The organism is Sphingomonas bacterium (genome assembly GCF_028292945.1).
Lineage (GTDB): Bacteria > Pseudomonadota > Alphaproteobacteria > Sphingomonadales > Sphingomonadaceae > Sphingomonas.
This window is the reverse complement of sequence record NZ_JAQGLJ010000109.1, coordinates 1-13,672: the sequence shown is the minus strand read 5'-3', so window position 1 is coordinate 13,672 and position 13,672 is coordinate 1. Positions and strand designations below refer to the sequence as shown.

Sequence of the window (13,672 nt, the reverse complement as noted above, 5' to 3'; positions counted from 1 at the left end):
CGACCGAAGAGAATGCCCCTGCTGTTACCTGGGTGTATCTCGGAGCATTCGGGGATGCAACGGGATTTTAGGGGATTTCAGGGGAATCCTGTTGATGATTACGCATGAGGGTGCGTGCAGCAGCCCGCCGGGCAACTCGGCCCGACAGACATCTCGATAACGACTGAATCAGTGGTCCGCGGCGGACTCGTTCTGACCGCCGGGCGACACGCCCATGTCGGCCAAAGGCTCGCTGGATGCCGCATCGTTGCCTAGCGCCATGTTGGCGACCATGTCGGCCTTGGCGCCACCCGGGGCGCTGACCGGTCGCTCGCGGCTGGCGGAGCCGAGCACGGCACTGGCGAGGGCGATCAGCAGCACGACGACCGCCAGGCCGATCGCTCCGACCTTCACGCGCTGGCTGGTCTGAGGTGAAGACGCCATGCTCAAGCCGCCAGCGTATCGAACCCGATCAGACTTGTCGAATCTTCGTCTTGGCGCTCCGAAGATCGTCAGCTCAGCCCCTTCCCCGCGCGCCACTCCGGATTGTACAGCGTCGACAGGTAACGAAACCCCGTATCGCACAGGATCGTCGCCACCCGGCTTTCCGGACCCAGCTGTCGCGCGAGCCGCACCGCCCCGGCGATGTTGATCCCCGACGACAGGCCCAGGCACAGGCCCTCCTCCTCCAGCAGCCGCCGGGTCCAGTCCCAGCCTTCCTGATCCGAGATCCTGAACTGCGTGTCGATCGGCGCGCCTTCCAGATTGGCGGTAATCCGCCCCTGTCCGATCCCCTCGGCTACCGATGACCCCTCGCTGCGCAGCTCGCCATGGGCGTACCAGTCATACAACGCCGCGCCATGCGGATCGCTGAGCGCGATGCAGATGCGCTCGTCCTTGGCCTTCAACCCGAGCCCGACGCCTGCCAGCGTGCCGCCGGTGCCGACCGCGCAGGTAAACCCGTCGATCCGGCCGTCCATCTGCGTCCAGATCTCCTCCGCCGTTCCGGTCACATGCGCGCGCCGGTTGGCGACATTGTCGAACTGGTTCGCCCACACCGCGCCCGGCGTCTCCTCCGCGAGGCGCCGTGACGTGTGCACGAAATGGCAGGGTGACGAATAGGGCGCGGCCGGCACCAGCACCAGCTCCGCGCCCAGCGCGCGCAGCGTGTCCATCTTCTCGCGCGATTGCGTCTCGGGCATGACGATGATCGTCTTGTAGCCCTTTGCGTTCGCCACCAGCGCCATGCCGATGCCGGTGTTGCCGGCGGTGCCCTCGACGATGGTGCCGCCCGGCGTCAGGCTGCCCCGCGCCTCATGGTCCTCGACCATCGCCAGAGCGGCGCGATCCTTCACCGACGCGCCGGGATTGGTGAACTCGCACTTGCCGAAGATGTCGGCGCCGGCTGCCTGGCTCGGGCCGGCGAGCCGGACCAGCGGCGTGTTACCGATCAGGGCGAGCGTGTCGGGAAGCGTGGGCATGACGACCGTGTATTCGGTCCCGCGTCCCTGGCCAAGCAACCTCGCCTGCGTTGCCGCGTAGTGTCACCGATGGTAGAATCTTCGCTGAAGGAGGTAGACATGGCATCACAGCTGAACATCAAGGACGATGCTACCGTCCGGGAGGTGAGAGAGTACGCTGCCCAAACCGGGCGCACGGTGACGGCCACCATCCGCGAGGCGGTCCGCAACGATCGCAGCCGTCGCGAGGAGGAGATCGCCGAACGGATCAGGCGAGCCAACGAGCTCATCGACGAGGTCCGCCGGAACATGCCGCCCGAGACCCGCGCCATGACATCGTGGGAGATCATGGAGTCGATCTACGACGATAACGAGCCGGACGGCTTCGCGCGTTGATCATTGACACCTCCGCCCTCGTGGCAATGTTTGCAGACGAGCCCGAGCGACCGCGCTTCCTCCTGTCACTTTCGCGCGCACAAGGCCGCTTGGTTTCGGCAGGTTGCTGGATGGAGTTCGGCACGGTGCTGGTGCGGCGGTTCGGCATCCGGACGCCTGCCACCGTCCAAGCCAGCTTCGCAGCAGCACTCGACATCCAGACGTCGCCTGTCGAGGAGCGGCAGGCCGCTGCTGCCGCGCTCGGCTATGCGACCTACGGCCGCGGCTCCGGTCATCGCGCCTGCCTCAACTTCGGCGACTGTTTCGCCTATGCGCTATCAAAGGTGACCGGCGAGCCGCTGCTCTTCAAGGGCAACGACTTCAACCACACCGACTTGCTCCTCGCGCCGGAATCAGCGTTTCCGCGCTGAACCCAGCAATGCTGTCCTACAAGCGCGCGTTCCGCTAACGTTCCGCAATCATGCCTGCGTCCGAGTCGTTTGCCGCCATCGAACAGACTGACGCGAAAAGACGCGATCTGCGCGACCTTTGGGAAGTGTCGCCCGATCTCCCTCCCCGCCCTTTGCGGTGGCTGTTCCTCGACCTCAACTCCTACTTCGCCTCGGTCGAGCAACAGCTGCAGCCGTCGCTGCGTGGGCGTCCGATCATCGTCGCGCCGGTCGGCTCGGACACCACCGTCGCCATCGCCGCGTCGATCGAAGCCAAACGGTTCGGCATCAAGACGGGCACCCCGGTCTGGGAGGCGAAGCAGAAATGCCGCGAGCTGATCGTCACGCCCGCGCGCCACGAACGCTATGTCGAATTCCACGAGGCGATCGTCGCCGAGGTGTGGAAGCACATCCCGGTTACGCAGGTCTGCTCGATCGACGAGATGGCCTGCCGGCTGCTCGACAACGAGAACGGTCGCGAGGCCGCGATCGCCCTGGCGGGGCGCATCAAGGCCGGCATCCGCGCGCACGTCGGCGAGCGACTGACCTCGTCGGTAGGCATCGCCCCCAACCGCCTGCTTGCGAAGCTCGCGTCCGATCTGCAGAAGCCGGACGGGCTCGTCGTGTTCGAGGCGCGCGACCTGCCGCATGCGCTGTTCCCCCTGGGCCTACGCGAGATCGCCGGGATCGGCGCGAAGATGGAGGCACGGCTCGCGCGCGATGGGGTCAACGACATCCGTCAGTTGCTTGCCCGCCGGCCGCGCGACGCGGGGCACGCCTGGGGCGGGCAGGACGGCGATCGGCTCTGGTATCTGCTTCACGGCGTCGACCTCCCGAACAAGCCGACGCAGAGCCGCACGATCGGCCACAGCCACGTCCTGTCGCCCTCGCACCGTGGCACCGAGCCCGCACGTCTGACCGCACGCCGGCTCGCGCTCAAGGCGGGGAGCCGGCTGCGCCGCAAGGGCTGCCGGGCGCGGCTGCTGATCCTTCACGGCAAGTGGGAGGATGACAAGACCAGCTGGCGCGCCTCCATCAAGCTGCCGGCGACCGAGGACAGTTTCGTCATCCTGTCACGACTGGATGCGCTGTTTCCACAGCTGCTCGACGCCAGCCGCCGGCGCACCGGCGGCTTCCGGCTGCGCATGATCGGCGTGACGCTGGCCGAGATCGAGCCGGTCTCCGGCGAGCAGGCGTCGCTATGGGCGCACCTCGACCCGGAAGACCCGCTCGCGCGCGAGACGCGGGGGCTGCAGCTCAGCCGCGCTATGGACCGGATCAACGAACGCTGGGGTCGCAACGCGGTCAGCGTCGGGCCGTTGGGCGGCGGCCGCATCGACCGGGTCGGCACCAAGATCGCGTTCGGCCGCATTCCGGAACTGAGCGAGTTCCATGAATGACGGTTCTGTGTCGGTCTTGACGACTTATGCTGCATGCGCGAAGCAAGGCTCGTCATGAAGAACGCCATTCTCCTCCTCACCGCCGCGGCCCTGCTGCCGCTGGCCGCCTGCAACTCCAAACAGGAAGCCGCCAACGCCGCCGCCGCGGCGAACGAGGCCGCCGCCGCCAACCTCGCCGCGATCGAGCTGCCGCCCGCAATCAAGGCGGACAAGAGCTTTCGCTGCAAGGACAACAGCCTCGCCTTCGTGACTTTCTTCGAAGGCGACACGCAGGCGGTCGTCAAGGATGCCGCCGATGCCACGGGCACGCTGCTCAAGGCCGCGACCGCCGGCGAGCCGCTGACCGCAGAGGGCGGGTGGTCGATGACCGGCGATAGCGAAAAGGGCGTGACCCTGACGCGGCCCGGCAAGTCGGCAATCGAATGTCACTCCTGATCCGATGACGGCCACCTCGTCATCCCGGCGCAACGCCGGCATGACGAGGGTCACCTGCTGACGCGCATGGACCAGCTCGACCCACAGCTCGTGCTGGGCGCCTATGCGGTCGGCGTGTTCCCGATGGCGGATGCGCGCGAGGCGCGCTCGGTCTATTGGGTCGAGCCGCGCCGGCGCGCCGTCCTGCCCCTCGACGGCTTTCATCTCGGCCGCTCGCTTCGGCGCACGCTCGCCGCCGATCGTTTCCGGGTCACGGTGGACAAGGCCTTCCCGCAGGTCGTGGCCTTGTGCGCCCAATCCGCATCCGACCGCCCGGACACCTGGATCAACGGCGCGATCGAGCAAGTGTTCGGGCAGTTGCACGCACAAGGCTTCGCCCATTCGATCGAATGCTGGGATGGCGATCGGCTCGCCGGTGGCCTTTACGGACTGGCGCTGGGTCGCGCCTTTTTCGGCGAATCGATGGTCAGCCGCGCCACCGACGCCTCAAAGGTCGCGCTCGCCTGGCTGGTCGCCCGCCTGCGCGTCGGCGGCTACTCCCTGCTCGACTGTCAGTTCCAGACCGCGCACCTCGCCAGCCTGGGCGCGAAGGAGGTCGATCGCGCCGACTACCTCGTGGCGCTGTCCGCGGCGTTGACCGGCTTCGTCGGCGTGTCCGCCGCCACCGCGCCGGCACCACCGGTCGACTTCTTCGCGTTGGATGGTGGCGCGGAGGTGGCGAGCCGCTCCGTCTCCGGTCCGCTCACGGGAAAGGACATCGTGCAGCTCTTGACCCAGACGTCATAGACGGGGTGCTGCACCACATTGATGTTCGGGCGTTCCTTGTAGAGCCAGCCGGAGAACGGCCGTCGCCACACGCGATCGACGCCCCGGATGTCGACCTGCGCAAAGGCGCCGGTCAGCTGCTCGGGTTCCCACGGCGCGGTACGCTCGCACGCGCGCAGCCGGATTCGCACGTCCCCGATCTCCACGCCTTGGCCCGGCTTCAACGTCACGTCGCGCGCATCGCCGTTGCGCTTGTTGAGCAGCCCCAGCACCGTCACCCGCTCCGCCATCGGCGTCGTGCCCGTCGTGGCGATCGTCGGCGCGTCCATGCGGACGGTCTGCACCGTCTCCGCCCCGGCCGCGTCGTCGGCGAGGTCCTGCACCACCGCCGGCGCGGCATCAGGCCCACGCCACGCGCGCCAGCCGAACCATCCGGAAGTCGCCAGTGCCAAAGCGAGCAGCGCGGCCGCGAGCCAGCGCAGGGGCGTGCTCACTCGTCAGGCACCCACGCTTCGTAGTCGCCGGTGGCCGACGCGCGTCGTCCGCCCTTCTCCAAGGCGCCCGCGGGCCGATAGGCCAAGGGGGTGCCGGTCATGTTGGCGACGGCCGGCTTCTGCCAGCTACGCGCGACGGGTAGCGTCTGCGCGGGCACGTCGTCGAGTTGATGATGCAACCATGCGAACCAGTCGGGCGGCACGCGGCTGCCGTCATTGGCGCCCTGATAGATCACCCAGCGGCGCGGGTTGCCATGCGTGTCGCGGCCGCCGACCCAATATACATTGCCCAGTGCGTCCTCGCCCACCCGCGTCTTGCCGCGAAGGCCAAGCATGGTTCCCCAGCTGGCGCCGTTCCACCAGGTGAAGGGGTTGAGGTTGATGCCCATGATGATGCCGTAGCGGTGCGGCCCGACGGGTTCAACAGCGGCGACATGCCTAGTCGCATCGCGCCAGCAATGGCGGCTAGCGCCCCGGCCAGCTCACCTTGTCGCCCTCGCTCACCCCGGTCTCCGCGGCGCGGCCGCCGACCAGCTCCAGTACCGCCGCCACCGGTTCCCCCGACGCGATCGGCGTTTCCGAAAAGGGGATGGTGTTCTCGGCCAGGCGCGCGATCGTGCCGTCCGCGCGGATGAAGATGATGTCGAGCGGCGTTGGCGTGTTTTTCATCCAGAAGCTCGCCGGGCGCGGCGCGCCTCCGCCGGGGGGATAGGGCCAGAACAACATCCCGCCATTGGGCTTCAGGTCGGTGCGATACATCAGTCCCCGCTCCTGCGCGGCAGCAGTTCCCACCACCTCTACATCGAAGCGGTGGGTGCCGCCCGGCCCCGTGATCGTCACCGGCAGCGTGCGCGTGACCGTTCCGGTCGCCGCAGCATCGGTGTCGCCAGGCGTGCAGCCGGAGGCCGCGAGCGCCAGCATTGCGATCGCAAGTCCGAGCCTCACCGGTCCTCCTCGATCGCTACCGCAAGTGGTCCCTTGCGGCCCTCAACGACCCGCGCGCGCAGCGGCTGGTCCGGTTCGACCGCATGGACGTCACCCCGGCGCAGCGTCTCCATGTGGACGAATACGTCCGCGCCATCGGCGGACCTGATCAGGAAACCATAGCCCTTCAGCCGATTGAACCATTTCACCGTCACCCGTTCGAACGGGCCCGCCATGTCGACCAGCGCGGCCGGATCGACGCGCTCCCCCTCTCGCGCGCGCCGTGGCAGCGGTTCGGCGACCGCGTCGGTCAGATCGATCGCGGTGATCTCGCGCGCCTGAAAACCGCGACCGCGCTGCACCGCCAACGCTTCCACCCTGGCACCTTCGGGAAGCGAGCGGCGGCCGTGCGGCTGCAGAACGGAAAAGTGGATCAGCACGTCGCCGATCGCGGGATCGTCCGCCACCGCGAAGCCGAACCCGCGGGTGACATCGAACCATTTCACTACGCCCGCTATCGCGACCGGATCAGGCACGCCGACAGGCGCCAGCGAACCGGCGTCGAAATTCTCGTCGAATGGTCGCGTCTCGTCACGCATACACGCTACAAACCCCTGGAGGCGTGCTATCGACCCCAGCGCCGCGCCGCAATCGGTAGTCGGTCAAAACCTAACGCAGGTCGTCCAGGGACGGGTCAACTCCGGGGGGCAAAGCGAGGACCCGGCGCGAGAGGTCCAAGGGGTGCCCCGCACGCAGCATCGCCCCGAGCTGCTTGTCGTACGCGACCCGATCCGAGGACCGATCGAGTGTCTCGCGTGCCCATGGCCCCAGCCGCTTGCGCCGCGCGAACGCCAACGCCGCCTCGACCGCGCGTGCCGCCACGTCGGGGGCCACCGCCTCGCGATCGGCCTCCTCCACCCGCGCCTGCATCAGCGCGCCCGACACGCGGCGTGCGCCGAGGCCGCGCCGGTTGAGCGCCGCCGCCTTGCCCTGCGCCCAGGCGAGATCGTCGACATAGCCCAACGCCGCCATCCGCTCCGCAAGCGCTGTCGGGTCCGCCGGCGTGCCCTCCCAGCCCCGCTCGCGGATTTTGCGCCGCAAATAGTCGGACAGCTTGCCGCGCGTCGTCGCGAACCGCTCCACATATCGAAGCGCGAGGCGCTCCAGCGCAACCGTGTCCAATGGCGGCAGTTGGGATCGAGGCGGTTTCATGCGCCATGTTTGTGCCACAGTAGCACCCGATTGCGAACGCGGCACGGCAAGATGCACATGGGCGAATGAGCGGTCGGGCTACATAAGGATCATCATGGCGAGCGACCCCCCGGCCGGCACCCCCGCCCTGACCCCGACCTTGACCGATGACGGCCGACCGCGCCGGTACGCCGACTTCGCGACCTTGGGCGAAGCGCTGGACTATGCCGCCAACGGCAAGCGCGGCCTGAACTTCCATGACCCGCGCGGGACGTTGACCCGCCCTTACCCATTCAGCGAACTTCGTGCCGATGCGCTCGCCGCTGCGGGACGGCTCGTCGCCGCCGGTATCGCGCCGGAGGATCGCGTCGCGCTGGTTGCGGAGACCGGGCCGGAGTTCGCGGCCCTGTTCTTCGGCGCGATCTATGCCGGTGCGTGGCCGGTGCCGTTGCCGTTGCCGACCTCGTTCGGGGGCCGCGAATCCTATGTCGAGCAGTTGCGCGTGCAGCTGGCCAGCTGCGATCCCAAGCTGCTGCTGTTTCCGCCAGAACTCGCCACCTTCGCAACCGAGGCCGCCGGACTGGCAGGCGTCGAGGCGATCGACTGGGTAGTGTTCGCCGACAGCGTCCCATCCGAGGCGCCGCTGCCGCAGGCCGACGGTGCCGACATCGCCTATCTGCAATATTCCAGCGGCTCGACGCGCTTTCCCCACGGCGTTGCGATCACGCACCACGCCCTGCTCAACAATCTTGCCGCGCACGGCCATGGCATGCTGTTGCAGCCAAGCGATCGCTGCGTGTCCTGGCTGCCCTGGTATCATGACATGGGGCTGGTCGGCTGTTTTCTGTCGCCCGTCGCCAATCAGGTCTCGACCGATTACATGAAGACGGAGGATTTCGCGAGGCGTCCGCTCGCGTGGCTCGATCTGATCACGCGCAATCCCGGCACCTCGCTCTCCTACTCCCCCACCTTCGGCTACGACATCTGCGCCCGCCGCATGTCGTCGCAGACCAAGGCCTCCGAACGTTTCGATCTGTCCCGGTGGCGCGTCGCGGGCAATGGGGCGGACATGATCCGGCCCGATGTGATGCAGGCCTTCGTCGATGCCTTCGACCATGCGGGCTTCAAGGCTTCGGCCTTCCTTCCCTCCTATGGACTGGCCGAGGCGACGCTCGCGGTGTCGCTGATGCCGCCGGGCGAAGGCATCCGGGTCGAACTGGTCGAGGAGACGCAGCTGTCTGGCGGCGGCGATCTGGGTGGCAGCGGCGGTCCTCGCCCGCCCAGGTTCCGCGCGATCGTCAATTGCGGCAAGCCGGTGCGCGACATGACCGTCGAGATTCGCGAAGAGGACGGTGCGCTTCTGCCGGAAGGCGCAATCGGCAAGCTCTGGTGCAAGGGGCCATCGGTGATGGTCGGCTATTTCCGCGACCCCGACGCGACCGCCGCGTGCATGGGCGATGGTTGGCTCGATACCGGCGATATGGGCTATATGTCCGACGGCTATATCTACATCGTCGGTCGCGCCAAGGACATGATCATCGTCAACGGCCGCAATCACTGGCCCCAGGATATCGAATGGGCGGTGGAGCAGCTGCCCGGCTTCAAGGCTGGCGACATCGCCGCGTTCGCGATCACGACGCCGTCGGGCGAGGAGACGCCCGCGGTGCTGGTGCAGTGCCGCAGCCTCGACGACGCCGAGCGCGGCCGGCTCCGCGACGAGATCCGTGAGCGCGTCCGCTCGGTGACGGGCATGAACTGCGTCATCGAATTGATCCCGCCCCGCACGCTGCCACGCACCAGCTCGGGCAAGCTCAGCCGCGCCAAGGCGCGCAACCTGTACCTCGCGGGCGAGATCAAGCCGTACGACATCGCAGCCTGACCCCTGGCGCGGACCCCGTGACCCACTCAACATCGTCATTATTTGCGCGGCGGGGGGCGTCGGAAACCAAGCGATAACCTACTGTCGCTAACAGGGAGACGTGGCCCAAGTCTCCTCTCCCGCTGCCGGACCCGTCGGGTTCTCGCTCCTGACGCTGCTTGGGCTGAAGGAGGGGGCCGATCCGGCCGAGTGGGGCCGCATCCGCGCCACCCAGCTACAGGCAGGGCGCGAGCTGGCGCTGTTTCTTCTCGGAACGAACCTTGTCGCCGCGGTCGGGACCCTGTTGCTGTTGTCGACGACGGTGCCCTGGTGGCTGCTCGCCGCCTGGTCAGTCGCCACCTGCGTGATCGCGACGCTCGTCACCGTGCAGCGGCTCGCCTCGCATCATCGCTCCGACGGTTACGCCCGTCAGGAGGACCTGCGCGCCACCGTATGGGGAGGGCTCGCGTTGGGAATCGCCTGGGCCATCGTTCCGGTCGTGCTGGCACCGCATGCGCCGGTCGGCGCGCTGGCTGGGCTGGGTCTCATCCTGGTGGTCCTGATGAGCGCGGCGGCACTGGCGATGGCCCCGCTCGCCCTGGCCACACTCGCCTTCCTGGCGACGGTTGGCCTCAGTCTGGCCGGCTCGCTCAGCTGGCACGGCGCCCCTGCCGCGGCTGGCGGCGTCGGCCTGTTCGTCGCGATCATGACGCTGGTCTGCGCCGGCCGCGCGCGCAGCCTGGTCCTGATCCGCGCCGCGCAGATGGCGCTGGAAGAGCGCGACGAGACCGTCAGCATGCTGCTGCGCGAGTTCGAGGACCAGAGCGCCGACTGGTTGTGGGAGACCGACGCCGCCCGCCGGGTCATCAAGGCCTCGCCCCGCTTCGCAGTCGCGTGCGGGCTCGACTCGCTCTCGATCAACGGCATGCCGTTCCTGCAGGTGCTCGCCGGCCCGACTTGGGAGAATGGCAATTTCGCGAGCGGGCTGCGCGTGCTGGCGGAGAAGCTCAAGGCACGCGAGAGCTTCCGCGATCTCCGACTCCCCGTGCATATCAACGGCGAAGAACGCTGGTGGGAACTGTCCGCCAGTCCGCGCCAGGACGAGCGCGGGGCGTTCACCGGGTTTCGGGGCGTCGGCTCCGATGTCACCGAACAGCGCGCGTCGGCCGACAAGATCAACCGCATGGCACGGTTCGACACGCTGACCGGCCTGCCCAATCGCCTGATGGTCAACGAGACGCTGGTCCGGGCAATCAACGAGGCGGAGAAATGGGGCAAGCGCTGCGCCTTCATGATGATCGACCTTGATCGGTTCAAGGCGGTCAACGACACACTTGGTCATCCCGTCGGCGACCGGCTACTCAGCCGCGTGTCGGAGCGCCTGGCACAACTGATGGGCGACAATTCCATGTGCGGCCGGTTGGGCGGCGACGAGTTCGCGGTCGTGGTGCGCGACGCCACGGACACCGCCGCAGTGGAAAAGCTCGCACGCTCGATCATCGAGACGCTGTCGCGTCCCTACGAGGTCGACCAGCACACGCTGTACATCGGCGCATCGGTCGGGCTGGCCACCGGCCCGCGCGACGGTCGCAGTGCGGAGATGCTGATCCGCTCCGCCGATCTGGCGCTGTACCGCGCCAAGGATGCCGGCCGTGGCGTCTTTCAATCCTACGAACCGGCATTGCACGTCCAGGCCGAGGAGCGCCGCGTGCTGGAAATCTCGCTGCGTGGCGCGTTGGAGAAGGGCGAGATGCACCTCCACTATCAGCCGGTGGTGGATGCGGGCACCGGCCGGCTGACCGGCTTCGAGGCGCTGCTGCGCTGGCAATCGCCCGAACATGGCAATGTCAGCCCGGCCAAGTTCATCCCGCTTGCCGAAGAGGCTCGCCTGATCGAGCCGATCGGGGCCTGGGTCCTGCGCACCGCCTGCCACGAGGCGGCGCAGTGGCCACATTTCGTGCGGGTCGCGGTCAACGTCTCGGCGGAGCAGTTACAGAACCCGCAATTCGTTTCCACCGTGACGTCGGCCCTGGCCAATAGCGGCCTGCCCGCCGAACGCCTCGAGCTGGAAGTCACCGAAAGCGTGTTCATGCACGAGGAGCTGGGCGCGACCAAGGTGCTCGACCGCGTGCTCGACCTGGGCGTGAAACTGAGCCTCGACGACTTCGGCACCGGCTATTCGTCGCTCGGCTATCTGTCGCGGACGCGGTTCTCCACCATCAAGATCGACCGCAGCTTCGTGCAGGGCGCGGCCAAGGGTGTCCGCGAGGCGATCGCGATCATCCGCGCGGTGGTGGCACTCGCCAAAAGCCTGGGCATGGCGACCACGGCCGAGGGAGTCGAAACCGAAGCCGAGCATGAGCTGGTCCAGGAACTGGGTTGCAGCAAGGTGCAGGGATATTTCTTCGGCCGCCCCCTGCCCGTGGCCGAAGCCCGCGAGCTGGCCAATCGCCAGTACATGGAGCGAAACGCCGCCTGATCGGCTGAATGAGCCTGACCCGCAGCGGTGCCGCTCGCCCGCCTGACGTCAGCAACCGCGCGAAGACCATCGCTGCTTGCCCCGGTTGAACCGATGCCGCAGCATGGCGTGAACCGCGAGGCGTTGTCATTGTCCGTACCTGCGACGATCTGGATGGCGATCGCCGGAAACGCGAACGATCGTGCGCAGTGGAGCGGCACGGCGGCGCACCTGATCGAAAGCGCGGGATCGGAGGGGCTGGCGTTCGACGGGCTGGTACTGGATCGGCCTGGCGAGCGGCTGCGTCGCGCCTGGAACCTGATGCGGCTGCTCCGCACCGGCAAAGTCGGCGGCTTCCAATATTCGTCGCTGTTCCTCGACCGGCTGTGGCGCGGTCAGCCGCTGGCCGGGCGGACGATCATGAGTTGCTATCAGGTGCTGCCGGACCGCGTCATCGACGCCCCCGATCTTGCCCGCTGGTATTATGTCGACGGTACGCTGACGCAGCTCTGGGCCTCCGCCGACTACACGCCACGCCCGCTGCCGCCGTCCGTTGTCGAGGAGACCCTGGTCCGCGAGCGGCGCGGCTACCATGCCGCTGCCGGCGTGATCTGCCACAGCAGGTGGGCCGCGGACAGCGTGGTCGCCGACTATGGCGTTTCGCCCGAGCGCGTTCATGTCGTCGTGCCGGGCGCGAACCTCGAGCCCGACAGCTATGGCCGGTGGCATGGTCAGCCTCGGCCGCCAACGCCCGGAGGACCCTTGCGTCTCGTGTTCGTCGGCATGGGCGGGATGCGCAAGGGCTTGGATCGGCTGATCGAGGCCATGCCGATCGCGCGCGCGGGCGGCGCGACGTTGACGCTGACGGTGATCGGCTGCCCGCCGGATGCGCTACCGGCCCCGCTCGCTGCCACCGCCGGGGTCGAGTGGCTGGGCCAGATCGACAAGCGTCGCGACGCTGACCGTTTCGTGGCCGCCGTCGCAGGGGCGGAGGTCGGCTGCCTGCTCAGCCGGGCGGAGTTCGGCGGCATGGCGCAGCGCGAATACGCCGCGCTTGGGCTTGCCGCTATCGGTCCGGCGGTCGACGGCGCGCCCGAACATGCCGGCCCCGGCGCGCTGCTGGTGGCTGCCGACGCCACTCCGGCGGACATCGCCGCGCTGCTGGTCGATCTCGCTCGGCGCGGCGACGCCTATCACCGCCTGCGCGATGCCGCCTGGGCGGCGCGCGACGAGGCGAGCTGGGCAAATGCAGCGAGGCGGCTGCACGCGATCGTCAACGGCTAGACCCGATCCAACGCTGCCAGATCGGCCCTCCCCGGCGGAAGCAGGGGAAGCACCTAGTGCGGTTTGATCGTCCGCTAGATGTGGATCGGCTTGCCATAGGCGGCGAGCACGCTCTCGTGCATCATCTCGCTCAGCGTCGGGTGCGCAAAGACCGTCTCCATCAGCTCCGCCTCGGTCGTCTCCAGCTGGCGCGCGACGACATAGCCCTGGATCAGCTCGGTCACCTCGGCGCCCACCATGTGCGCGCCCAGCAGCTCGCCGGTCTTGGCGTCGAACACCGTCTTGATGAAGCCCTCTGCCTCGCCAAGCGCAATGGCCTTGCCGTTGCCGATGAAGGGGAATTTGCCGACCTTGAGCTCGTAGCCCGCCTCCTTGGCCTTCGCCTCGGTGAGCCCGACCGACGCCACCTGCGGGCGCGAATAGGTGCAGCCCGGGATGTTCGCCTTGTCCATCGGATGCACCCCGGCGTGCCCGGCAATCGCCTCCGCCGCGATCACGCCCTCATGGCTCGCCTTGTGCGCCAGCCATGGCGGGCCGGTCACATCGCCGATCGCCCAGATGCCCTCGACATTGGTCCGGCCATAAGGATCGGTGTCGATA

Annotated in this window: 15 protein-coding genes and 1 pseudogene; 8 read left to right on the top strand and 8 right to left on the bottom strand. The window is 68.0% G+C overall.

All coding sequences use genetic code 11. From position 1 onward, the window contains the following. Positions 1–168: 168 nt before the first annotated feature. Positions 169–393 carry a hypothetical protein gene (locus JWN21_RS11760; protein WP_299650207.1) on the bottom strand — a complete coding sequence of 75 codons (225 nt, stop codon included), beginning with the start codon at positions 391–393 and terminating at the stop codon, positions 169–171. A 98-nt stretch (positions 394–491) separates the two neighbouring features. Beyond that, complete coding sequence (locus JWN21_RS11755) at positions 492–1,460, bottom strand: cysteine synthase A (RefSeq protein ID WP_299650204.1); 969 nt, start codon at positions 1,458–1,460, stop codon at positions 492–494. A gap of 99 nt (positions 1,461–1,559) precedes the next feature. Between JWN21_RS11755 and JWN21_RS11750 the strand changes: the two genes are divergently transcribed. The 5 genes from JWN21_RS11750 to aat all read left to right on the top strand — a co-directional run bounded on the left by JWN21_RS11750 (position 1,560) and on the right by aat (position 4,884). Continuing rightward, the gene (locus tag JWN21_RS11750) at positions 1,560–1,835 is read left to right on the top strand and encodes a type II toxin-antitoxin system VapB family antitoxin (RefSeq protein ID WP_299650201.1); all 276 of its coding nucleotides are present in this window, start codon (positions 1,560–1,562) and stop codon (positions 1,833–1,835) included. Further along, positions 1,832–2,245: a type II toxin-antitoxin system VapC family toxin gene (locus tag JWN21_RS11745; protein WP_299650198.1), complete on the top strand. Its 414-nt coding sequence runs from the start codon at positions 1,832–1,834 to the stop codon at positions 2,243–2,245. The genes JWN21_RS11750 and JWN21_RS11745 overlap by 4 nt, the downstream gene beginning before the upstream one ends. A 152-nt stretch (positions 2,246–2,397) precedes the next feature. Continuing rightward, positions 2,398–3,663 (top strand): type VI secretion protein ImpB, encoded by a 1,266-nt coding sequence (locus JWN21_RS11740; RefSeq protein ID WP_299650195.1) that lies wholly within the window; start codon positions 2,398–2,400, stop codon positions 3,661–3,663. A 54-nt stretch (positions 3,664–3,717) separates the two neighbouring features. Beyond that, on the top strand, positions 3,718–4,098 hold the full coding sequence (locus tag JWN21_RS11735; protein ID WP_299650191.1) for a hypothetical protein: 381 nt from the start codon (positions 3,718–3,720) through the stop codon (positions 4,096–4,098). 66 nt (positions 4,099–4,164) lie between these two features. Then, entirely contained in the window at positions 4,165–4,884 is a 720-nt protein-coding gene (gene aat / locus JWN21_RS11730) for a leucyl/phenylalanyl-tRNA--protein transferase (protein WP_299650188.1), read from the top strand. A gap of 35 nt (positions 4,885–4,919) precedes the next feature. Here the strand turns inward: aat and JWN21_RS14005 are convergent. From JWN21_RS14005 to JWN21_RS11705, 5 genes and pseudogenes are all read right to left on the bottom strand, one after another. Then, positions 4,920–5,153, bottom strand: a pseudogene (locus JWN21_RS14005) (DUF2155 domain-containing protein); the annotation flags it as partial. Between the two features lie 200 nt (positions 5,154–5,353). Continuing rightward, positions 5,354–5,746, bottom strand: coding sequence for an NADH:ubiquinone oxidoreductase subunit NDUFA12 (locus JWN21_RS11720; protein WP_299650185.1), 393 nt, complete (start codon positions 5,744–5,746; stop codon positions 5,354–5,356). 76 nt (positions 5,747–5,822) lie between these two features. Continuing rightward, on the bottom strand, positions 5,823–6,302 hold the full coding sequence (locus JWN21_RS11715) for a DUF192 domain-containing protein (RefSeq protein WP_299650182.1): 480 nt from the start codon (positions 6,300–6,302) through the stop codon (positions 5,823–5,825). After that, complete coding sequence (locus JWN21_RS11710; RefSeq protein ID WP_299650179.1) at positions 6,299–6,880, bottom strand: cold shock protein; 582 nt, start codon at positions 6,878–6,880, stop codon at positions 6,299–6,301. The genes JWN21_RS11715 and JWN21_RS11710 overlap by 4 nt, the downstream gene beginning before the upstream one ends. A 70-nt stretch (positions 6,881–6,950) precedes the next feature. Next, entirely contained in the window at positions 6,951–7,493 is a 543-nt protein-coding gene (locus tag JWN21_RS11705) for a RecX family transcriptional regulator (RefSeq protein ID WP_299650176.1), read from the bottom strand. A gap of 94 nt (positions 7,494–7,587) precedes the next feature. Between JWN21_RS11705 and JWN21_RS11700 the strand changes: the two genes are divergently transcribed. From JWN21_RS11700 to JWN21_RS11690, 3 genes are all read left to right on the top strand, one after another. Beyond that, a complete protein-coding gene (locus JWN21_RS11700; RefSeq protein WP_299650174.1) occupies positions 7,588–9,351 on the top strand; it encodes a fatty acyl-AMP ligase in 1,764 nt (587 codons plus the stop codon). Positions 9,352–9,451: 100 nt separating this feature from the next. Continuing rightward, the gene (locus JWN21_RS11695; protein WP_299650171.1) at positions 9,452–11,809 is read left to right on the top strand and encodes an EAL domain-containing protein; all 2,358 of its coding nucleotides are present in this window, start codon (positions 9,452–9,454) and stop codon (positions 11,807–11,809) included. A gap of 93 nt (positions 11,810–11,902) precedes the next feature. Further along, positions 11,903–13,072 carry a glycosyltransferase family 4 protein gene (locus JWN21_RS11690; RefSeq protein ID WP_299650168.1) on the top strand — a complete coding sequence of 390 codons (1,170 nt, stop codon included), beginning with the start codon at positions 11,903–11,905 and terminating at the stop codon, positions 13,070–13,072. A gap of 74 nt (positions 13,073–13,146) precedes the next feature. Here the strand turns inward: JWN21_RS11690 and JWN21_RS11685 are convergent. Next, positions 13,147–13,672, bottom strand: a 526-nt coding sequence (locus tag JWN21_RS11685) for an FAD-dependent oxidoreductase (RefSeq protein WP_367182941.1), incomplete at its 5' end; no start/stop codon positions are given.

Excerpts from the sequence above, each read along its gene's own strand:
- JWN21_RS11750 (WP_299650201.1), top strand. The coding sequence starts at position 1,560 with ATGGCATCACAGCTGAACATCAAGGACGATGCTACCGTCCGGGAGGTG.
- JWN21_RS11705 (WP_299650176.1), bottom strand. The coding sequence starts at position 7,493 with ATGAAACCGCCTCGATCCCAACTGCCGCCATTGGACACGGTTGCGCTG.
- aat (WP_299650188.1), top strand. The coding sequence starts at position 4,165 with ATGGACCAGCTCGACCCACAGCTCGTGCTGGGCGCCTATGCGGTCGGC.
- JWN21_RS11735 (WP_299650191.1), top strand. The coding sequence starts at position 3,718 with ATGAAGAACGCCATTCTCCTCCTCACCGCCGCGGCCCTGCTGCCGCTG.
- JWN21_RS11690 (WP_299650168.1), top strand. The coding sequence starts at position 11,903 with ATGCCGCAGCATGGCGTGAACCGCGAGGCGTTGTCATTGTCCGTACCT.
- JWN21_RS11755 (WP_299650204.1), bottom strand. The coding sequence starts at position 1,460 with ATGCCCACGCTTCCCGACACGCTCGCCCTGATCGGTAACACGCCGCTG.
- JWN21_RS11710 (WP_299650179.1), bottom strand. The coding sequence starts at position 6,880 with ATGCGTGACGAGACGCGACCATTCGACGAGAATTTCGACGCCGGTTCG.
- JWN21_RS11720 (WP_299650185.1), bottom strand. The coding sequence starts at position 5,746 with ATGGGCATCAACCTCAACCCCTTCACCTGGTGGAACGGCGCCAGCTGG.
- JWN21_RS11700 (WP_299650174.1), top strand. The coding sequence starts at position 7,588 with ATGGCGAGCGACCCCCCGGCCGGCACCCCCGCCCTGACCCCGACCTTG.